We start from the raw sequence: 20,275 nt of genomic DNA on the forward strand, positions 1-20,275 counted from the left end.
CGGTCCCGCCGCCCGGGGTCGGACGCGTGTGCGGTGCCGCGGGGTTCTGACGCGCAGAACTCGACACGGGCGCACACGCACGGCCGTCGGGTGGGCCCGGCGGGGGCTCAGCCGGCGATCACCGCCGGGTCCATCCACATGACCTCCCAGACGTTGCCGTCCGGGTCGGCGAAGCTCGCCCCGTACATGGCGCCGTGGTCCTGGGCCGGGAGCCAGGGCTTGCCGCCGGCCGCGATCGCGGTGGACACGAGCCGGTCGACCTCCTCGCGGCTGTCCGCCGACAGGCAGGTGAGCACCGAGGTGGCCTGCGCGGGGTCGCCCACCTCGCCCGCGACGAAGTCGGCGAACCGGTCGCGGGTCAGCAGCATGACCGCGATGTTCTCCTCGATCTGGTAGGAGACGGTCCGGTCGTCGGAGAACTGGTCGTTGCGCCGGAAGCCCAGCGCTCCGTAGAAGGCGTCGGCGCGGTCGCGGTCGGCCACCGGCAGGTTCACGAAGATCATGCGCACGGGGAGCTCCTCGGTACGTGGTGTCCCGGCGCCGTCCGCCGGGCTCGCGGGTAGGACGACGGGACCGGCGCGAACTCATCGGTGTGCGGCACCCCGGTACGGCAACGCGTGGGCGGTCCTGCGGGACATCACCATCGGAGGCGAGACTCTGACGCGCCGGCGAGCGTGCGCTCTCCCTCACCAGCGTGTGCGCTGACCGCCCGAGGCCTCGAAAGTGGGCGTCAGCGCTCACGCCGGCCGATGATCCATCGTCTGGTCCGAGCGTCGGCTCGGCCCGGCGTCCCTGCCCACCTGCCGCCGCACCGGCGGCACCGGGAGCCGTACCCGCCCGGGCGCGGAACGGGAACCGGGGGTCAGGCCGGGGCCGCGCCCGCTCCCGCGGACCGGGCGCGGACCTCGCGCGGCCCGCCGATCTCGTGGCCGTCGTCGCACACCAGCGCGACCCGCACCGCGGCCCCGCAGTCGCGGTGCTCGAGTGCGAGCGGCGGCGGACCGTCGGTGAGGTAGCGGTCCCCCCAGGCCATGAGGGCGACGAGCGTCGGGTAGAGGTCGCGCCCCTTGTCGGTGAGCCGGTACTCGTGGCGCTGCCGCTCGCCCTCGGCGCGGTAGGGCTCCCGGCTGAGCACCCCCTCGCGGACCAGCGTGGCCAGCCGGTCGGTGAGCACCGCCTTCGGTGCGCCGAGCGCCTGCTGGAGGTCGGCGAACCGCCGGACGCCCAGGAAGGCCTCCCGCAGGACGAGCAAGCTCCACTTCTCCCCCACCACGGCGAGCGTGCCGGCGACGGAGCAGCGGGACCGGTCGAACGTCGCGTCGCTCACGGGTGTGAGGATAACCATGCTGGGTTCGCTTGCCGAACCGTGCGCGGAGGAGCAGAGTTCGTGGTGCGAACCCAGGAGGCGGACGGTCTCCGGCCGGCCCGCCCGGCCCCCTGCAGCGCTCGCACCACCACCGCTGCTCCGGAAGGACACGCCATGACCCGCCTCCGCACCGTCCTCGCCCGCCGGCACGCCGTCCGCGCGCACCTGCGCGAGGAACGCGCGTTCGCCCGGGCGCTGGCCACCGCGCCGACGCTCGAGTCCGCGCACGAGATCGCCGCGCTGGGCGCCCGCCGCTGACAGCTGACCGCCGCGCCGGCGTCCCGCCCCGGCGGGGCGCCGGCCGACCACGTCCGGCCACCTGGTCAGGCGCGCGGCTCCACGGTCGTCGCGGCGAGGAAGTGGTCGCCCTCCCACTCCTCGTACGCCTCGTCCGGCAGGTCCGTGCCGAGCTCCTGCTCCAGCGCGGTCAGCTCGAACTCCTCGGTGGGCTCCGCGCCGAGGGCGACGACCTGGCCGGGCTGGAGGTCGGGCATCTCCTCGTCGGTGATGACGAGGATCGGCTCGACGTCGTCGCCGGTGAGCGTGAAGGCGATCGGCGAGACGATCGAGCCCACCTCCCCGACCAGGGTGACCTCCAGCCCGGTGTACCCGTCGAGGTCCTCGCGGAAGGCCGCCGTGTACTCCCCGTCGTACGGGTCCTCCAGGTCGTCGGAGGGCCGGACGTCGACGTCGGTCGCGGTGGTGTCGTCCACGTCGTCCTCCCCGCAACCGCCGAGGACCGCGCCGGAGAGCAGGGCGGCCAGCAGGACGGCGGGGATCCGGCGGTGGAGGGTCCGTCCAGATCGCGTCACCGGGCTCACCCCTCCCGCGGAGCGGGAGCGGGCGCCTCGGGGCGGGGCCGGGTGGTCGTCATGTCGGTGTCCTCTCGGTTGCTCGGCGCTGCGCGGGGGTGGTCGGCCGATCGGGTGGGTGCTGCCCAGCGGCGCCCCGCACATCTCCACGCCGGCGCGTTCGTCACCGCATCGCAATGACGACGCCGCACGGTCCGGCTCCCCCGTCACAGGACCGCCATCGAGGCACGGGCGGGCGTGCTGCCCGGTCGTGACGTGTTGCCGGGATCTTGCGGATCGGTGTCGAAGCCCGGACGACCGCGCATCACGCCGCGCCCGGTGGGCAGCACCTGCCCGTGGCCGGCGGTGGGCGGCGCGCCCGCCGGCCGCGCGGGGCGGCCCGAACGCTGGCCCCGACCCGATCCCGGCGGCGCGCGGTGCCCACCTCCCGCGCGCCGTCGGCCGGTGCGACCGGCGCCGCCCCGTTCCGCCGCCGGTGTGACGAGGCCGTGGCGAAATGCGGTCGGACGGCATGCCACCGGAACCGCGGGGAAAGCCGGGTGCGACAGTCGCGGCGGGCAGGTGGCTCCGCAGCCTCCCAGCCGCTCGACCCCACGCGCGCCGTCCGGAGGACACCCCCGTCATGACCTGGCTCTTGCGCACCGCCGCTGCCCTGGGCGTGCTGCTCGTGCTCCTGCTCCTCTACGGGGTCCTCGTCGAGCCGCGGCTGCTGCTCGACGAGGAGCGGGCGCAGGTGCTGCTCCCCCAGCTGGCCGAGGACGCCGACGGCACGCTGGTCGGGATGATCTCCGACCCGCAGATCGGCATGTGGTGGGCCAACGAGGGCATGGTGGCGCGCGCCGTGGACGAACTGGTCGAGGCCGAGCCGGACCTCGCCCTCCTCGGCGGTGACTACGTGTACAGCGAGGACCCGGGCATCCCCGAGCAGGTGGAGACCGTCATGGACCTGCTGCAGCCGCTGGTCGACTCGGGCATCCCGACCTACGCCGTCCTCGGCAACCACGACCACGCGGTCGGGGCGGTGGAGGAACTGGTCGCCGCTTTCGAGGAGGCCGGCATCACGGTGCTCCGCAACGAGGCGGCCGCCGTCCCCGGCACCGGCGAGGGTGCCGAGGCGCTGCACGTCGTGGGCCTCGGGGCGGCGTGGCCCGGCGAGGTGGACGTGGACGCCGCCCTCGCCGAGGTGCCCGACGGCGCCCCGCGCGTCGCGCTGATGCACAACCCCACGGTCTTCCCCGAGCTCCCCGCCGGCACGGCACCGCTCGCCCTCGCCGGGCACACCCACTGCGGTCAGGTGGCGCTGCCGGGGACCCCGCGGTGGTCCTACCTGGGCCTCACCGACGAGGAGGAGGTCGTCGCCGACGGGTGGGCGCCCGAGGAGTACGGCGCCGACGGGAACCGCATGTTCGTCTCCTGCGGGCTGGGCTTCAGCACGGTGCCGGTGCGGATCAACGCCGCCCCGCAGCTCGTCCTGTTCGAGCTGCGCGCCGACGGATGACCCCGGCGGCGTCCCGCGCCCGTCAGGTCCCGGGCGGCGGCCACCCCGACGGGGGGCGGGTGACTAGTTCAGCCCGGGCTGGGCAGACTGACCGGCATGTCCCGGTCTGTGCTGATCATCGAGGACGACCCGCGGATCCGGCGCATGCTGCAGCTGACCTTGCAGCGGGAGGGCCTGGAGGTCACCGAGGCGGCCACCGGCGAGGACGGCCTGGCGCGGCTCGGGGAGACGTCCTTCGACGTCATCCTGCTGGACCTGATGCTGCCCGGGAAGGACGGCTTCGAGGTGTGCCGGGAGATCCGGCGCTCCTCGAACGTCCCCGTCATCATGCTCACGGCCCGGTCGGACAGCCACGACGTGGTGGCCGGCCTCGAGGCCGGGGCCGACGACTACGTCTCCAAGCCGTTCGTCGTCAAGGAGCTCTCCGCCCGGATCCGGGCGCTGGCCCGCCGCAGCCGCGCGCCCGAGCCACGCGTGCACCTCACCGTCGGCGACCTGGAGATCTCGCCGACCGAGGGCACCATCACGCGCGACGGCGCGATGCTGAACCTGACCCGCACGGAGTTCCGGCTGCTGTGCGAGCTCGCGGTCGACCCCGGCCGGGTGCTCAGCCGGGAGGAGCTGCTCGAGCGGGTCTGGGGCTACGACTACTTCGGCGACTCCCGGCTCGTCGACGTCCACATCCGCAGGCTGCGGAAGAAGATCGAGCCCGACCCGTCGAACCCGGCGCTGGTGATGACCGTCAGGGGCATGGGCTACCGGGTCCCTGGGTGACGGCGCCGGTCGACGGGGCCACGTCCCCCGGCTCGGGTGCCGCACCGGTGCGCCGCGCTCCCTTCCGGCTCGCCACCCTGCGCGCACGGGCGACGGCCGCCTTCACCGCGGTCACCCTCGTGCTCTCCTCGGTGGTGGCGGTGGCGGTGTGGGTGGCGGTGTCGCAGTTCCTCCTCCTGCAGCGCGAGCGGGTCACCCTCGTGCAGACCGCCGACAACGCCGCCCAGGTGCAGCGTTCGCTGGCCACCGAGGGCCTGGGCGTCGCCCAGGTGCTCGCCCAGCTGCCACGCGAGACGGGCTCCACCTCGCTGCTCGTGGACGGCGGTGCCTGGAGCACCACGTCGCTGCTCGTCGGCCGCGACGACCTGCCCGAGCAGCTGCGCGAGCTGGCCGTGGCGGGCACGCCGGTCCGGCAGCGCATCGAGCTCGACGGCGAGACGGTGATGGCCGTCGCGGTGCCGCTGGCCGAGCTGGGGTCGGCCTACATCGAGGTCTTCCCGCTGGGCGAGCTGGACCGGACCTACCGGGTGCTGGCCACGGTGCTCGCGGTCTCGGTCCTCGGCTCGGTACCGCTGGCCCTGGTGGTCGGGTGGTGGGTGACCGGCCCGGCGCTGCGCCCGCTCGACCGGATCTCCGCCGCGGCGGCGGCCGTCGCCGCCGGCGCGCTCGACACCCGCATCGACCCGCGCGGCGACCCGTCGCTGGCTCCCATCGCCGCCTCGTTCAACCAGACCGCCGAGGCGCTCGAGCAGCGGGTACGCAGCGACGCGCGCTTCGCCGCCGACGTCAGCCACGAGCTGCGCAGCCCGCTGACGACGATGCTGGGGGCGCTGGACCTGGTCGAGGCCACCGCCGACTCGGGCGACGCGGAGCAGGCCGAGGCGCTGGTGCTCCTCCGCTCGGAGGTCGAGCGGTTCGAACGCCTGGTCGCCGACCTGCTGGAGATCTCCCGGGCCGACGCCGGGAGCCCCGACATCGCCCTGGAACCCGTGCAGCTGTCCGCGCTCGTCCGGGAGGTCGTGGGGCGGCACCGGCTGGACGGCACGACCGCGGCGCTGCTCACCGTGCACCCCGACGCCGCGGAGGTGCTGGTCTGCGTGGACAAGCGCCGCCTGGAGCGGGTGCTCGGCAACCTGATGGACAACGCCGACAAGCACGCCGGCGGCGTCACCGGGATCACGGTCACCCGGGTCGGGGACCTCGCGCAGGTGACCGTGGACGACGCCGGCCCGGGCGTGGCCGCGGCCGACCGCGACCGGATCTTCGACCGGTTCGCGCGGGGAGCGGGCAGCCTCCGCACCCGCACCGAGGGAGCCGGGCTCGGGCTCGCCCTCGTCAGCCGCCACGTCCGCATGATGGGAGGCGCGGTGCACGTCGAGGACGGTCCCGACGGCGGCGCCCGGTTCGTCGTGGCCCTGCCCGTGGAGGCCGCGCCGTGAGGGCGCTCGCCGTCGTGCTGTGCCTGCTCGCGGTGCTCACCGGGTGCGGCGTCGAACCGCAGCCGGAGCCCGAGCGCGTCGCCGTCCCCACCGCGACGCCCGGCACGGCGACGCCGCGGCCCGGCGACGCCGGGCCGGAGGTCGTCGTCTTCTTCGTCCGCGGGGCCGCGCTGGCACCGGTCCCCCGGGCGACGACGACGGTCACCCCGGGAAGCGCCGTCGCCCTCCTCGCGACCGGTCCCACGCGGGCGGAGGTCATCGGCGGCCTGCGCACCGCCGTGGCGCCGCAGTCCATCGTGGCGGACGAAGGCCTGCCCGGCGGCATCACGGCGGTGAGCGTCACCGAGGAGTTCGCCGGGATCACCGGCGGCAACCAGCTGCTCGCCGTCGCGCAGGTGGTCTGGACGCTGACCGAGCTGCCCGGCACCACCCGGGTGCGCTTCCTCATCGAGGGTTCGCCGCTCGAGGTGCCCACCGACGACGGGCTCTCCGACGAGCCGGTGGGCCGTGACCAGCTCCTGTCGGTGGCCCCACCCGGCACCCCCCGAACCCCGGCCTCCGGCCCGACGAGCGAGGACTGAGCCCGTGAACGAGATCAACCCGGTCAGCCGGCTGTGGCGGCTGATGCACAGCGCGCTGTGGCCGATCCCGCTGCTGACGCTCACGCTCGCCGTCGCGCTGGGCATCGGCATGCCCATCGTGGACGGGTACCTCGGCACCAGTGGGCCGGCGTCGCCGCTGAACTTCGTGTTCGGTGGCGGCCCCGCCGCGGCGCGCGACCTGCTGGCGGCGATCGCGGGCTCGCTCATCTCCGTGACCGGTGTGGTCTTCTCGCTCACCGTCGTGGCGCTGCAGCTGGGCAGCAGCCAGTACTCCCCCCGCCTGCTCCAGACCTTCGCCACCGACCGCGTGGTCCAGCTCAGCCTGGCCCAGCTGACCGGCACCTTCGTCTACGCCCTCACCGTGCTCCGGACGGTGCGCACGGCGGAGGCCGCGGCGGGTGACGACTCGTACGTGCCCCGGCTGTCGATCACCCTGGCGTTCGTCTTCGCGCTGGGCAGCGTGACGGCGCTGGTGGTGTTCCTCGGCCACCTGGCCCGCTCGCTGCGGGTCGAGACGATGCTGCGCGACGTCCACGCCGAGGCGACGCAGGCGGTGACGGACGAGGAAGATCCCGAGCACACGGGGGCGCTGCCCCCGGGCCAGGGCACCCCGGTCGAGGCCACCCGCAGCGGTTTCGTCGTGCGCATCGACGTCGAGCACCTGGTGCGGACGGCCCGCGACGCCGGGGTGGTCCTCGCCCTCTCCCCCCGCATGGGCGACGCCGTGGTCGCCGGCACGCCGCTGGCCGAGGTCTGGCGGCGCGACGGCGGGGCCGACGGCGACCCCGGGTCGCTACGCGACGCGGTGAACGACGGCGTGAGGCTGTCCTACGAGCGCAGCCCCGAGCAGGACGCGGCCTACAGCCTGCGCAAGATCGTCGACATCGCCGGCCGGGCACTGTCCCCGGGGATCAACGACCCGACGACCGCCGTGCACGCCCTCTCCCACGTCTCCGCGCTGCTCGGCGACCTCCTCCCCCGCCGCAGCACCGTGCGGGCCTGGCGGGACGACGACGGCACCGTGCGGCTGCTCGTGCCGAGGTGGACCGCCGACGAGCTGCTCACCGTGGGCCTGGAGGAGCCGCTGCAGTACGCCTCGGGGCAACCCGCGGTCCTGCGCCGGATCGCCGGGCTGCTGCACGAGCTGGCGTGGCGGGTGCGGGGTGAGGGTCTCGACCACGCGCTGCGCGCCCTGCTCGACCGCACCGTGGAGCAGGCGCTGGAGAGCACCGCGATCGACAACCGCGAGACGAACGCCTGGCGGTCGGCGGTCGAGGGCGCCCTGGCCGGCCGCTGGTCGCCCGCCCGGCGGCTCAGCTCCGAAGCGCAGCCGTCGGATGCGCCGACCGGCTGATCGCCGGATCGTCGACCGCCGGGGTGCGCCTCACAGCTGCGGGCGCACCCCGAACTCCCGGATCAGGTCGTCGGAGTGCAGCGGGCCCTCACCCACCATGGCGGAGCGGCCGGCGCCGCGGCAGCCGGGGCGCCGTCCGTCGTCAACTCGCCATGACCTGGGGGGAGGCCACCTTGAGGTGCGCGTTGGCCCACCGCGCCTGACGCAGCGCCTCGGGATGGCAGCGCTGGCTGAGCTCCAGCAGCTCCTGCTTCTTGTTCGACTGGGCCCCCTGCGCCAGGACCTCCCAGTCCAAGGAGACACCCGCCGCCTCGCGGTAGAGGTGGCGGAGGTCGGCGAGCAGCAGCAGGCCCGGTTCCGGCCGTCGTCCGATGAGGTCGGACGTCCGCTGCTTCATCGTGGCCAGCAGGCCGGGGTCCTCGGACGCCTCCGGGTCCAGGTCGAGACCGAAGTCGCGGCCGACGTGCGCCAACCCGGCGACGTGCTCCCGGGACCACTTCGCCATGTCCCGGGTGATGTAGAAGACGTCGTGGTCGGCCTTGTGCTTGTCCGACATGGACGTCAGCACGGTGACCAGGTGGTTCTCCGACGCGTGCAGCGTCTCGATCGCCATGCCGAGCTTCATGCCTGTCCTCCCACCAGCTCCTGTGCGCGGGCGCTGTCCCCGCCGACGGTCGGGGGCACGGCGCCGGTGACCGGTGCCGACCCCGTGGTCGTGGGAGCAGGGGCGGGCTTCCCCTTCCCCGAGGCCACGCGCTCGACCTGCGCCGCCGCTGTCTTGAAGATCGGTTGCTTGGACACCGGGTCCCAGTCGGTGACGGTGAGCTCGTTGGCCGCCCGGCCGGCCTCCTTCTTCTTCGGCTGGGAGCCCTTCTCGGTGTCCCAGTAGCCGTAGTGGAAGGGGAGGAAGAGCACGCCGGGCCGGACACCGCTGATCCGCAGCCGGGCCCGCACCCGGCCGCGGGGGGTGGTGACCTCCAGGACGTCGCCCTCCGTGAGGCCGCGGTCGGTGGCGTCGCTCGCCGACATCTCGACCCAGACCTCCGGTGCGGCGGCGTCCAGCTGCGGGGCCCGCGCCGTCTTGGTGCGGGTGTGGAAGTGGTAGAGCGTGCGGCCGGTGATCAGCTGGAACGGGAACTCCTGGCTGGGCATCTCGTGCGGCCCGGTGTACTCGGCCGCCTTGAGCACCGCCCTGCCGGTCGGGTTCAGCGCCTTGTACTCGGTCTCCTCGACCGGGGCCCCGGTGATCATGTCCCGGCCGTAGCTCTCGCAGTACTCGGGCTGGGCCCAGAACTGGCCGTCGACGTAGATGCGCTCGGTGCCGTCGGGGTGCTCGTCGTTGCACGGCCACTGGATGCCGCTGCCGCCGCGCAGCTTGTCGTAGGACATGCCGCTGTAGTCGCACGGCCGGCCCCGGCTGCACTCCTTCCAGCCCTCGAAGGCGCCCTCTGCGTCCGACCACTTCACCAGCGGTGCGCCGTCCTTGTCCTCCAGGCCCAGCCGGTGCGCGAAGTCGAGAAGGATGTCCAGGTCCGGCCTGGCCTCGCCCGGCGGCTCCACCGCCTTCTCCGAGAGGTGCACGGTGCGGTCGACGTTGGTGAACGTGCCGGTCTTCTCACCCCACGTCGCCGCGGGGAGGACGACGTCGGCCAGCTGCGCGGTCTCGGTCAGGAAGATGTCCTGCACCACCAGGAACAGCCGGTCCTGCGCGAGGACCTCCCGGATCCGCGCCAGCTCGGGCAGCGACACCGCCGGGTTCGTGGCGGTCACGTACATGAAGCGGATCGTGCCCTCTTCGATGTACCGCATCATCTGCATCACGTGGGTCGGTGGCGCGTAGTGCGGGATCTCCATCGGGTCGACGTTCCAGACCCGCGCGAGGTCCTGGACGTGGCTGTCGTTGGACCAGTTGCGGAACGCCGGCAGGTCGCCGTCGGCCCCGGCCTCGCGCGTGTTCTGCGCGGTCGGCTGGCCGTTCATCTGCAGGATCCCGCAGCCCGGCTTGCCGAGCATGCCGCGGATGACGTTGATGTTGTTCACCGAGACGGCGGCGGCCGAGGCCTGGTGGGACTGGTAGAAGCCCTGGAGCACCGTGGACAGCAGCCGCTCGGCCTGCCCGAGGACGCGGGCGGCCTCCCGGATCTGCTCCGCCGGGACGTCGCACACCTCGGCGGCCACCTCCGGGGTGTACTCCTCCGTCATCTTCTCGAGCTCGTCGAAGCCGACGGTGTGCGCCTGGATGTACTCCCGGTCGATCCAGCCGTTGGCGATGATCTCGTGGATCAGCGCGTTCATCAGCATCACGTTGGTGCCCGGCCGCGGGGCCAGGTGCACGGTGGCCGCCCGCGCGACCGGTGTCATCCGAGGGTCGACGCAGACGACCTTCGGCGGGTTCGGGCCGGCCAGCCGGTCGAGCACGCGGGTCCACAGCACGGTCTGGGTCTCGGCCATGTTGTGGCCGTAGAGCGCGATGACGTCGGCGTGGTCGATGTCGCTGTAGGAGCCCGGCTGACCGTCGCAGGCGAAGGTCTCCTTGAGCGCCGCGGCCGCGGTGGCGGTGCACAGCCGGGTGTTGCCGTCGACGTGGTTGGTGCCGATGCCGCCGTGGGCGATCAGGCCGAGGGTGTAGTACTCCTCCAGGAACAGCTGCCCGGTCGTGTAGAAGCTGATCGCACTCGGGCCCTGCTCCTCCAGCAGCTCCGTGCACCGGCCGGCCACCGCGCTCATCGCGGTCTCCCAGTCGGTCTCGACGAGCTTGCCCTTCCTGCGGATCAACGGCTTGGTCAGCCGCTCGGGTGAGTTGTTGGCCTGCCAGCCGAACAGGTCCTTGGGGCCGAGCCGCCCGTGGTTGACCCGGTCGCCCTCCCGGCCGCGGACACCGACGATCCGCTCGTCCTTGACGGCGATGTCCAGCGCGTCACCGTTGGAGTGCAGGATCGACGCCGACTGGACCCAGCGATCGACGTCCTCCTCGGTCAGGCCGTCGGCGAGGTGGGTGTCCACCCTCGTGGGCCAGCTCTCGCCCGGTCCGTACGGGGTCCGGGTGCCCCAGGGTTCGGCGATCCGATCGATGCGCTGCACGTGCGTCCTCCACGAGTTCGACGGGGGTTCCAGACCCGCCTGTGCCCCGCGGGCCCCCGACCCGAACGTGCGCCCCGGCGAGCTGACACGGCCTCGTCACATCTGCTGCCGCCGCACGCGGCAAGATGTGCACGGGACGCGGGGAGATCAGGTCTGCGCGCCGCGGCGGCGGGCGTCGGCCCCCGCCACCCCCTCGAGCGCGGCGCCGGTACCGTACTTCTCCGCCGGGATCACGCTCAGCGAGCCGTCACTCTCCAGCACCACCGCGGCGACGTCGGCCAGGTCCCCGGATCCCGAGGAGCGGACCGCCTGGCGGATCTCGTCGAGGCTCATCCGCTCGGTCCGCATCGCGTCCTGGAGGGGCTCGCCGTTGCGGAGCACCAGCCTGGGCCGTGCAGTCACCACGTTGCGGAGCCCCGGCCGGCGCGTGGTGACCCAGGCCACGACGGTCTGCAGGACCGCCAGCAGCGCGAGCGCGAGCGCGCCCTCGGTCCACGAGACATCTGAGCTGAGCAGGATTGTGGCCAAGGTCGAGCCCAGCGCGACGGTGACGATCAGGTCGAAGGCGTTCAGCTTGGCCAGGGTGCGCTTGCCCGTCGTCCGGAGTAGGACGACCACGGTGATGTAGGCGGCCCCGCCGACGAGCAGAACGCGGACGAGGTCGGAGACGCTGTCGAACCACATGCCCACCCCCTACCCGTCGCTGCCGGACGACGACCCGGAACGGTCGTGGTCCTGGTCCCGGCCCTCCTCCGCACCCTCGTCCCTGCCCTTCGGGCCGGCCAGCGCGCGGTAGGCGACGCGCCCCGGCGTCGCCGTCAGGCCGTGCACCACGGTGCTGACCGCGACGACCAGCGTGCCGGCGACGAGGACCACCGGGTCGATCGCCAGCCGTTCGGACTCCAGCGTCAGGTAGAACAGCGCGGACACCCCGATCGGCCCGAACCAGCCGAGGTAGGCGGCATCCGGCCGGGCCAGGTGCAGCGGGCGGCGGAGCAGGTAGACCACCGGCGGCCGGCGCAGCAGCAGCACCAGGACGGCGAACAGCAGCCCGCTCCAGCCCAGGGTGCGCCACTCCGCCCACGGCAGGATGGCCCCGAACGCCAGGAACAGCGGGAGGACGACGAACCGGTTGACCGCCTCGTCGATCCGGACGTCGGCCTCGCGCTCCCGCCCGGTGCTCACCGCGTTGAAGGCGAGCCCGCAGACGAAGACGGCGAAGATCCCGTCGACGTGGATCAGCCCGCCCACCCCCAGGGTGGCGAAGGCCAGCACGATCGTGAACACCAGTTCGGGCCCCGGGTCGGTGGCCCCGTGGTCGGCACCGGCCTTGAGGGCCTGACCACCGAGCCAGCCCAGGAACGCCCCCAGCAGCAGCGCACCGACCACGTCCCAGAGCGTCTCGAGCAGCGCACCACCCATGGACAGCGGACCGGCCAGCGCCAGCGCGACCAGCACCAGCGCGAGGGCCAGCCCGTCGTTGGCGCCGGACTCCAGGGAGAGGACCTGCCGGTCGCGGCCGGGCAGGTCCTCCTCGGCGGGCTTGCCGGTGGTGACGGTGGAGGCGAGCACCGGGTCGGTCGGGGTCAGCGCGGCGCCGATCAGCGCGGCCACCCCGAGCCCGACGCCGAGGGTGAGCGCGGCGAGCCCGGCGGTGACGACCGCCATGGCCGGCATGACCACGGCCAGCAGGAGCAGCACCGGCCGCCAGCGGGCGCGCGCGGTGCGGAACGGGTAGCGCAGCGCGACGGACATGACCGAGACGGCGAGCAGGAGGCGGGCCGCGGTGTGCAGCCACGCGTGGTCCTCCAGCAGGTCGGGCAGGGGCAGGACGCCGAGCACCGCCGGGCCGAGGAGGACCCCGATGGCCAGAGCGAGGAGCGGCTCGCTGACCGGGAGGCGACGGATCCGCTCCGACCAGGCGGCGGCGACGAGCGCGAGAGCGCCCGCCGCCACCAGGAGCACGTCGACGGTCACCGCGTGCCGCCGGTCATCAGGTCACTCGACGGCACGGCGGTCAGCCCAGGCTGCTGATGAGGTCCCGGCAGGCGGCCTCGCAGCGCCGGCATGCCTCGGCGCAGACGCGGCAGTGCTCGTGCATCCCGGCGTGGCCCGAGCACTCGTCCCCGCAGGCCTTGCACGCGGCGGCGCAGGCCTCGAGGACCGCACGGGTCAGGTTGGCGTCGTAGCCGGTGTGCCGGGAGAGGACCCGTCCGGTCGTGTCGCAGATGTCGGCGCAGTCGGTGTTGGTGCGGATGCACTTCGTGAGCTCCGCGACCGTGTCCTCGCTGAGGCAGGCGTCGGCGCAGGCGGTGCACGCCTGGGCGCACTCGACGCACGCCTCGATGCACTCCAGGAGCTTCTGCCGGTCCACCCCGCCGAGGTCCTTCGGGTAGGTGTCGAGCATCTGGGCGGCGACGGTCACGTCGGTCTCCTTCGCTGGTCGGCCCGGTCGCGACCGCGGCCGGGGGCTCTCGCCGGACCCGCCCTACCCCCGTCGTCGGCTGCCGAACGCAGCCCGGCGCATGACGATCCCGTGACGGGCGTGCTCCGGTGCGGGCCTGGTCGGCCCCGCTCGGCCGGCTTGGCGGCCGCCTCCTCCGGGAAGGGCTCCGGCTCGTCCCGGAGGAACAGGTACCAGTAGGACGTCGCCACGAAGACGACCGCGCCCACGGGGTTCCCGGCCCCGGCCAGCAGCCAGTTCAGCAGGGTGTCGTCCCAGCCGATGTCGGGGACCCCGGCGAAGATCGCGGCCGGCAGGAAGAACATGTTCGCGACGACGTGGTCGAAGCCCATCGCCACGAACGCCATGATCGGGAAGAAGAGCGAGGATCTTGCCCGACACCGACGTGGCCGCCAGCGACATCCAGACCGCGAGGCAGACCAGCCAGTTGCAGCCCACCGCCCGCAGGAAGGTCTGCCACGGCGACTCCCCCAGGGCCTTGCCCTCGGCGATGGAGGCCAGCCGCTCGTAGGTGAGCGCCGCGCTGCCCGCCGCGTCGGCGTCCCCGATCACCCCGGTCTGGACGGCGAGGAAGTAGGCCACGAACAACGCGCCGACCACGTTGCCCAGCCGGACCAGGGCGAGGTTGCGGGCGACGTCGCCCATGCCGAGCCTGCCGTGCATGGCGCCCATCGGGACCAGCAGCATGTTGCCGGTGGCGAGGTCGGAGCCGGCGATCAGCACCAGCACGAGGCCGAGGGTGAACGTCGCCCCGGTGAACAGCGTCGGCAGCGTCCCCCACGTCTCCGGGTCCAGCCCTGAGGAGACGGTGATCGCGACCAGGCCGCCGAAGGCGATGTAGGCCCCGGCCAGGAAGGCGCTGACCAGCACCCGGTCCCAACTGCGATCGACCTTCTTGGCGCCCATCGCGGTGGCCGCCTGGGCCATCTCCTTCGGTTGCCGCGCCGCCATCGTCGCCCCTCCGGCCGGTGGACCACCGTCCCGGCAGGGTGCCGCCCGGTCGCGGCCGCGGCAAGCCGAGCCGGCAGCCCCCGACCGGCCGACCTCGATCGGATCGCGGACGGCCGAGTACCCGCCGGCGGACCGGGTAGTGCCGGAGCGGCGCGAGGACCCCCGGTGCGCAGACACCGGCCGGAGTCGACGCCCCGTCCCGGGCGGCGTCGTGGCGCCGTCCCCCTCCAGCGGAAGGACCAGTCCATGAAGGCCGTCGTCTACCGGGGCCCGAAGAAGGTCGCCGTCGAAGAGGTCCCCGACCCGACGATCCAGTCCCCCACCGACGCGATCATCCGCATCACCACCACGAACATCTGCGGGTCCGACCTGCACATGTACGAGGGCCGCACCCCCGTCGAGGAGGGCAAGGTCCTCGGCCACGAGAACATGGGCGTCGTCGAGGCCGTCGGCGAGGGCGTCGACCGGATCCAGGTCGGCGACCGGGTGTCGGTGCCCTTCAACATCGCCTGCGGCACCTGCCGCAACTGCACCCAGGGGTGGACGTCGTTCTGCCTGCGCGCCAACCCGACCGAGGGCGTGGACGGCGCCGCGTACGGCTACGCCAGCATGGGGCCCTACGACGGCGGCCAGGCGGAGTACCTGCGGGTGCCGTGGGCGGACTTCAACCTGCTGCACCTGCCCGCCGGCGACGAGCACGAGAACGACTTCACGATGCTGTCGGACATCTTCCCGACCGGATGGCACGGGGTGGAGCTCTCCGGCTTCCAGGTCGGTGACCGCGTCGCGGTGTTCGGCGGCGGTCCCGTCGGGCTCATGGCCGCGCACAGCGCGATGATCCGCGGCGCCTCGCAGGTCTTCGTCGTCGACAAGGAGACCGACCGGCTCGCGCTGGCCGAGAAGTTCGGGGCCACGCCGGTCGACTTCAGCGCGCACGACCCGGTCGAGCAGTTGCTGGACGCCACCGGCGGGCGCGGCGTCGACCGCGGCGTGGAGGCCGTCGGCTACCAGGCGCACGACCCTTCCGGCGAGGAGCACCCCGAGCTGGTGCTGGACAACCTGGCGCAGGTGGTGCGCTCGACCGGCGGCATCGGGGTGGTCGGCGTCTACATGCCGCAGGACCCCGGGGCGAACGGCGAGCTGGCCCAGCAGGGCCGGATCCCGTGGCAGTTCGGGACCTTCTTCACCAAGGGCTTGTCGATGGGCACCGGGCAGGCACCGGTGAAGCGGTACAACCGCCGGTTGCGCGACCTGATCGTCGCCGGCCGGGCCACGCCCGGCCTGATCACCTCCCACGAGCTCGGCCTGGACCAGGCGGCAGAGGGGTACCAGCGCTTCGACCAGCGGGACGACGGCTGGACCAAGGTGCTGCTCCGCCCCGGCCAGGCCTGATCGAGGGCCCCGCCCTCCCCGCCCCTCGCGCGCCCGGGGTGAGCCTCCGGGCAGCGCCGCAGACCACCACCACAGGAGGAACACCATGAAGGCAGTCGTGTGGCACGGCGTCGGGGACATCCGGTTGGACGACGTCCCCGACCCGACCATCCAGGACCCGACCGACGCCATCGTCGAGATCACCGCGAGCGGCATCTGCGGCACCGACCTGCACTTCGTGCGGGGCACGATGTCGGGCATGGTCGAGGGCACGATCCTCGGCCACGAGGCGGTGGGTGTGGTGCGCGAGACCGGGCCGGGCGTGCGCAACCTGCGCGCCGGGGACCGGGTCGTCATCCCGTCCACGGTCGGCTGCGGGGTCTGCTCGTACTGCCGCGCCGGTTACTACGCGCAGTGCGACAACGCGAACCCGAACGGGCCGTCGGCCGGCACCTGCTTCTTCGGCGGGCCGCAGACCACCGGCCCCGTCGACGGCCTGCAGGCGCAGTACGCGCGCATCCCGTTCGCCCACGTCGGCCCCGTCTGGCTGCCGCCGGAGGTGACCGATGACCAGGCCATCCTGCTGTCGGACATCTACCCGACGGCCTGGTTCGGCGCGCGCCTGGCCGAGGTGGAACCGGGTGACACGGTGCTGGTCCTGGGCGCCGGCCCGGTCGGCCAGTTCGCGATCACCAGCGCCTTCCAGCAGGGCGCCGGGCGCGTGCTCGTCGTCGACGGCATCGCGAGCCGGCTGGACCAGGCGCGCGGACGCGGCGCGGAGGCGATCGACTTCAACGCCGAGGACCCGGTCGCCGTCGTCCAGGAGCTCACCGGCGGAATCGGCGTGGACCGCGTCATCGACGCCGTCGGCGTCGACGCCCAGCGGCCGAAGTCCGGCCCGGCGGCGGAGGCGGCGGAGCAGCAGGCGGGGACGTTCGACCAGGAGCGGTCGCAGGTCGCGCCCGAGCAGAACCCGCAGGGCGGCACGTGGGTGGCCGGCGACGCGCCCGGCCAGGCGGCGCAGTGGGCGGTGCAGGCCGTGGCCAAGGCCGGGACGATCGGGATCATCGGCGTCTACCCGCCCGAGATGACCAGCTATCCGATCGGTGCGGCGATGAACAAGAACCTGACGGTGAAGATGGGCAACTGCAACCACCGCCGGTACATCCCGCAGCTGCTCGACCTGGTGCGCACCGGTGCCATCGACCCCTCGACGGTGCTCACCCAGGTCGAGGACATGCCCTCGGTGCTCGACGCCTACGAGACCTTCGACCGGCGCGAGAGCGGCTGGACCAAGGCGGTCGTCGCGCCCTGACCGGCTCGCCGCGCTGCCGGTACGGGTGTGCCGGCGGCGCGGTGGGTAGGGCCGCTGCCATGCCGATCGACGTCGCACCGTGCACCGTCGTCGTCTTCACCGACGTCGTCTGCGCCTGGTCCACCGTGGCCCTGCACCGCTTCTGCACAGCCCGGGCACGCCTCGGGCTCGACGACGCGGTGCGGGTGGACCACCGGCTCTTCCTGCTGGAGGACGTCAACCGCTTCGCGATCCCGCGGGGCATGGTCGACGCCGAGATCCCGGTCGTCGGGCAGCTGGAGCCCTCGCTGGGGCTCTCCCCCTGGCAGGGCGAACCGTCGGCGTGGCCGGTGACCGGCCTGCCGGCCGACGAGGCGGTGCACGCGGCCAAGGAGCAGTCCGCGGCCGCGGCCGAGCAGCTGGACATGGCGCTGCGGCTGGCGTTCTTCCGCGACAGCCGGTGCATCAGCATGCTGCACGAGGTCGTCGACGTCGCCCGCGGCTGCGACCTCGTGGACGCCGACGCGGTCGCCGCCGCGCTGGACGACGGGCGGGCCCGCGGCGCGATGATGGCCGGCTACCGGGCGCACCGGGACGACGTGCAGGGCAGCCCGCACTTCTTCCTCGCCGACGGCTCGGACGTCCACAACCCGGGGGTCGCGATGCACCCGGACGAGGCCGGCGGGTACCCCGTCGTCGACTCCGACGACCCGTCGGTCTACGACGACCTGGTCCGCCGCGCGGCCGGTCAGCGGGGGTAGCGGCGCCCCGCGGGCCCCCAGGGCCGCCTCCCGACGTCACCGCATCGTCATGCGTGCACCGGTCGGCACCGGGTAGCGCGCTCGCGGTGATCACCGACCGGGAGGAGCGCGCATGTACCTGGCCGCGGCCGTGATGCTGCTGCTCGGCGCGGCGGTCGCGGTGGGCGCGTGGCGCCTCCACCGAGTCACCGCTGTGGCCCCCGCTCCGCTGGCGACGCTGCCGTTCCTCTCCGGGTGGCGCCCCCAGGAGCACGCCCTGTCGCGGTTCCACGCCCGCTACTACCCGGTCACGCTGCTGTTCCTGGCTTTCGACGTGGAGATGCTCTACATGTACCCGTGGGTCACCGTCGTGGCCGAGGTCGGCGTCTCCGCGGTGGTGGAGATGTTCGTCTTCCTCGGCGTGCTCATGGTGGGCGTGCTCTGGGCCTGGCGCGAAGGTGCGCTGCGATGGGTCTGAGGGAGCGGCTGACGACGGCGGCCGTCCGGCGGATCGCGGTCCTGGTCGTGGAGGTGCCCGGCTGGGGACGGACCCGGTGCGCCGCCGAGGAGCAGCTCCGCCGGCGCGGCTGGCGGCCGGCCCTCACGCCCGCGGACGCCGACGTCCTGCTCGTCTGCGGCGTGCCCGGCACCCGGCTGGCGGCCGCCGTCGACCTCGCCTGGGACCAGCTGCCCGGCCCCCGTGCCCGGGCGGAGGTGCTCGACCCGGCGGGGATCGCCGCAGTGCTGGACCGGGTCGTGGCCGCGCTCTCCGACGACGCCGCGCAGCGGGCGGACGCCGCGTCGCGGCCGGGAGAGCCGGCCATGGGGATCGAGGCCGGCGCGGATCCGGCGGAGGACGACGCCGCGGACGACGGGGACCACGAGGACGTGGACCACGGGGACACCGAGGACGGGGACGACGACTCCGGGGACGACGACGGGGACGACTCCGGCGACATGGACCACGGCGACATGGACATGCCGATGCCGGCGGGCATCCCGCTGGCCGGCGGCGGCGACGCGCGGGATGGGCTGGAGATGGACGTGCTGCACGTGCCGCTCGGCCCCGTTCTGCCCGCGTGGCCGGCCGGCCTGGTGCTGCACTGCACCGTGCAGGGCGACGTCGTCCAGGAGGCCCGCGCGGAGGTGCTGCCCCCCGATCCGGCGGCGGAGCCCGACGGGGACCTCGTCCCCGGATCGCCGGCCGACCGCTGCGACCGGGCCGCGGGCATCCTCGCGCTCACCGGTTGGGCGGACGCCGCCGCGGCCGCCGCCCGGCTGCGCGACGACCTGCTGGGCCCGGGGGACCCCGGGGCCTGCCGCCCCGCGCTGCAGCGGCTGACCCGGCGCGTCCGGCGGTCCCGCACCCTGCGCTGGACGCTGCCGGGCGAGCTGCGCGGCCGCCTCCTCACCCTCCTCGACGACGCGGTGGCGGCGCTGACCGGCACAACCACGCCGATCGCCCTCCTCCCCCTCGACGACCTCGCCCCGCTGGTCACCGGGCAGGAGCTGGGCGCGGTGCGGCTGCGGGTGGCCGCCGCCGAACTGGCACCGGGGACGCTCGTGCGCAGCGGGGCGGGGCTGTCGTGACGGGCTCCTCCCTGACCCAGGTGTCCGCGGCGTGGGTGCCGCTGGCCGCCGTCCTCCTCCTCGCCGTCGCGGCCGCCGGTGCGGCGTTCGACGGGGCGGTCGCCGCCCGCGCCGAGGGCCGGCCCTGGCAGCACGGCGCGAGGGTGCCGGTGGCGGAGACGGCCCGGCTGCTGCGGCAACGGCGGCGGCGGACGGTCGCCGCCGACCGGCCGCTGGAGCTGGTCGGCACCGGCGGCCTCGTCGTCGTAGCGCTGCTCATGGTCGTCGTGGTGCCGCTCGGCCGCTGGACGCTGGGCGACCTGCCCGTGGGCATCGTCTGGTTCAACGCCATGGACGTCCTGGTGTGGGCGCTCGTGTGGCTCGCCGGGTGGGGGCCCAACAGCGCGCACGCCCTGGTCGGCGGCTACCGCTTCCTCGCCCAGGCCCTGGCGTACGAGCTGCCGCTGATGTTCGCGATCACCGCGCCGGCCGTGGCCGCGGGCAGCCTGGCGGTGGGCGACGTCGTCGCCGCGCAGGAGGGGCTGTGGTTCGCCGTCTGGATGCCGGTCGCCTTCCTGGTCTTCTGCGGCGCGGTGCTCGCCTTCTCCGTGCGCGCCCCGTTCTCCGCACCCGCCGGCGCCGATCTCGCCGGGGGCGTGCTCGCCGACTCCTCCGGGATCGACCGCTGGCTGCTGCTCGCCGGCCGCTGGGCGCTGATGGCCGCGGGCTCGGCCTTCGCCGTGGCCGTCTTCCTCGGCGGCGGCCACGGGCCGCTGCTGCCGGCGTGGCTCTGGTCGCTGGTCAAGACCGCCGCGCTGCTGGCCGTGCTGGTGTGGGTGCGGCGGCGGCTGCCGACCGTCCGGCCCGACCGGCTGCTGCCGTTCGGGTGGGTGGTCGTGCTCCCGCTGGTGCTGCTCCAACTGCTGGTGGTCGCCGTGGTCGTGGTGGGAAGGGGCTGAG

At 74.0% G+C, this 20,275-nt stretch carries 20 protein-coding genes and 1 pseudogene; 12 read left to right on the top strand and 9 right to left on the bottom strand.

All coding sequences use genetic code 11. The annotated features are described in order from the left end of the window. Nucleotides 1–107: 107 nt before the first annotated feature. Both QOZ88_RS03920 and QOZ88_RS03925 read right to left on the bottom strand, forming a co-directional pair. Nucleotides 108–503: a VOC family protein gene (locus QOZ88_RS03920; protein ID WP_305998595.1), complete on the bottom strand. Its 396-nt coding sequence runs from the start codon at nt 501–503 to the stop codon at nt 108–110. 359 nt (nt 504–862) lie between these two features. Then, nucleotides 863–1,327 carry a winged helix-turn-helix transcriptional regulator gene (locus QOZ88_RS03925; protein WP_305998482.1) on the bottom strand — a complete coding sequence of 155 codons (465 nt, stop codon included), beginning with the start codon at nt 1,325–1,327 and terminating at the stop codon, nt 863–865. Between the two features lie 153 nt (nt 1,328–1,480). On the opposite strand from QOZ88_RS03925, the gene QOZ88_RS03930 reads away from it, so the two are divergent. Then, the gene (locus QOZ88_RS03930) at nt 1,481–1,624 is read left to right on the top strand and encodes a hypothetical protein (protein ID WP_305998483.1); all 144 of its coding nucleotides are present in this window, start codon (nt 1,481–1,483) and stop codon (nt 1,622–1,624) included. 65 nt (nt 1,625–1,689) lie between these two features. Here the strand turns inward: QOZ88_RS03930 and QOZ88_RS03935 are convergent, their stop codons facing one another. After that, the gene (locus QOZ88_RS03935; RefSeq protein ID WP_305998484.1) at nt 1,690–2,178 is read right to left on the bottom strand and encodes a hypothetical protein; all 489 of its coding nucleotides are present in this window, start codon (nt 2,176–2,178) and stop codon (nt 1,690–1,692) included. A 622-nt stretch (nt 2,179–2,800) separates the two neighbouring features. Between QOZ88_RS03935 and QOZ88_RS03940 the strand changes: the two genes are divergently transcribed. From QOZ88_RS03940 to QOZ88_RS03960, 5 genes are all read left to right on the top strand, one after another. Beyond that, nucleotides 2,801–3,676: a metallophosphoesterase gene (locus tag QOZ88_RS03940; RefSeq protein ID WP_305998485.1), complete on the top strand. Its 876-nt coding sequence runs from the start codon at nt 2,801–2,803 to the stop codon at nt 3,674–3,676. A 96-nt stretch (nt 3,677–3,772) separates the two neighbouring features. Then, on the top strand, nt 3,773–4,450 hold the full coding sequence (locus QOZ88_RS03945) for a response regulator transcription factor (protein WP_305998486.1): 678 nt from the start codon (nt 3,773–3,775) through the stop codon (nt 4,448–4,450). Nucleotides 4,451–4,497: 47 nt separating this feature from the next. Continuing rightward, complete coding sequence (locus QOZ88_RS03950) at nt 4,498–5,889, top strand: sensor histidine kinase (RefSeq protein ID WP_305998487.1); 1,392 nt, start codon at nt 4,498–4,500, stop codon at nt 5,887–5,889. Then, a complete protein-coding gene (locus QOZ88_RS03955) occupies nt 5,886–6,470 on the top strand; it encodes a GerMN domain-containing protein (RefSeq protein ID WP_305998488.1) in 585 nt (194 codons plus the stop codon). Before QOZ88_RS03950 ends, QOZ88_RS03955 begins: the two co-directional genes overlap by 4 nt. A gap of 4 nt (nt 6,471–6,474) precedes the next feature. Further along, a complete protein-coding gene (locus tag QOZ88_RS03960) occupies nt 6,475–7,845 on the top strand; it encodes a DUF2254 domain-containing protein (protein WP_305998489.1) in 1,371 nt (456 codons plus the stop codon). 142 nt (nt 7,846–7,987) lie between these two features. On the opposite strand, the gene QOZ88_RS03965 is transcribed toward QOZ88_RS03960, so the two are convergent. The 6 genes and pseudogenes from QOZ88_RS03965 to QOZ88_RS23140 all read right to left on the bottom strand — a co-directional run bounded on the left by QOZ88_RS03965 (nt 7,988) and on the right by QOZ88_RS23140 (nt 14,341). Beyond that, entirely contained in the window at nt 7,988–8,470 is a 483-nt protein-coding gene (locus QOZ88_RS03965; protein WP_305998490.1) for a hypothetical protein, read from the bottom strand. Beyond that, nucleotides 8,467–10,926 (bottom strand): molybdopterin oxidoreductase family protein, encoded by a 2,460-nt coding sequence (locus QOZ88_RS03970; protein WP_305998491.1) that lies wholly within the window; start codon nt 10,924–10,926, stop codon nt 8,467–8,469. The genes QOZ88_RS03965 and QOZ88_RS03970 overlap by 4 nt, the downstream gene beginning before the upstream one ends. A 147-nt stretch (nt 10,927–11,073) precedes the next feature. After that, nucleotides 11,074–11,610, bottom strand: coding sequence for a DUF421 domain-containing protein (locus QOZ88_RS03975; protein ID WP_305998492.1), 537 nt, complete (start codon nt 11,608–11,610; stop codon nt 11,074–11,076). A 9-nt stretch (nt 11,611–11,619) separates the two neighbouring features. Further along, complete coding sequence (locus QOZ88_RS03980; RefSeq protein WP_305998493.1) at nt 11,620–12,903, bottom strand: cation:proton antiporter; 1,284 nt, start codon at nt 12,901–12,903, stop codon at nt 11,620–11,622. A 40-nt stretch (nt 12,904–12,943) separates the two neighbouring features. Then, a complete protein-coding gene (locus QOZ88_RS03985) occupies nt 12,944–13,351 on the bottom strand; it encodes a four-helix bundle copper-binding protein (protein ID WP_305998494.1) in 408 nt (135 codons plus the stop codon). After that, a pseudogene (locus tag QOZ88_RS23140) lies at nt 13,348–14,341 on the bottom strand (formate/nitrite transporter family protein). The gene QOZ88_RS03985 and the pseudogene QOZ88_RS23140 overlap by 4 nt, the downstream one beginning before the upstream one ends. Nucleotides 14,342–14,587: 246 nt before the next feature. Here QOZ88_RS23140 and QOZ88_RS04000 point away from each other — a divergent pair. The 6 genes from QOZ88_RS04000 (at nt 14,588) to QOZ88_RS04025 (ending at nt 20,274) form a co-directional block, all read left to right on the top strand. Continuing rightward, nucleotides 14,588–15,733: a glutathione-independent formaldehyde dehydrogenase gene (locus tag QOZ88_RS04000; RefSeq protein WP_305998496.1), complete on the top strand. Its 1,146-nt coding sequence runs from the start codon at nt 14,588–14,590 to the stop codon at nt 15,731–15,733. Between the two features lie 85 nt (nt 15,734–15,818). Continuing rightward, nucleotides 15,819–17,027, top strand: a complete 1,209-nt coding sequence (locus tag QOZ88_RS04005; RefSeq protein ID WP_305998497.1) for an alcohol dehydrogenase catalytic domain-containing protein — start codon at nt 15,819–15,821, stop codon at nt 17,025–17,027. Between the two features lie 59 nt (nt 17,028–17,086). Further along, entirely contained in the window at nt 17,087–17,767 is a 681-nt protein-coding gene (locus QOZ88_RS04010; RefSeq protein WP_305998498.1) for a DsbA family protein, read from the top strand. Nucleotides 17,768–17,879: 112 nt separating this feature from the next. Beyond that, entirely contained in the window at nt 17,880–18,224 is a 345-nt protein-coding gene (locus QOZ88_RS04015; protein ID WP_305998499.1) for an NADH-quinone oxidoreductase subunit A, read from the top strand. Continuing rightward, entirely contained in the window at nt 18,215–19,336 is a 1,122-nt protein-coding gene (locus tag QOZ88_RS04020; protein WP_305998500.1) for a hypothetical protein, read from the top strand. Before QOZ88_RS04015 ends, QOZ88_RS04020 begins: the two co-directional genes overlap by 10 nt. Continuing rightward, nucleotides 19,333–20,274 carry a complex I subunit 1 family protein gene (locus QOZ88_RS04025; protein WP_305998501.1) on the top strand — a complete coding sequence of 314 codons (942 nt, stop codon included), beginning with the start codon at nt 19,333–19,335 and terminating at the stop codon, nt 20,272–20,274. The genes QOZ88_RS04020 and QOZ88_RS04025 overlap by 4 nt, the downstream gene beginning before the upstream one ends. The last annotated feature ends 1 nt before the right edge of the window (nt 20,275 follow it).

The sequence above is a fragment of the Blastococcus carthaginiensis genome, assembly GCF_030731085.1.
Taxonomy (GTDB): Bacteria; Actinomycetota; Actinomycetes; order Mycobacteriales; family Geodermatophilaceae; genus Blastococcus; species Blastococcus carthaginiensis.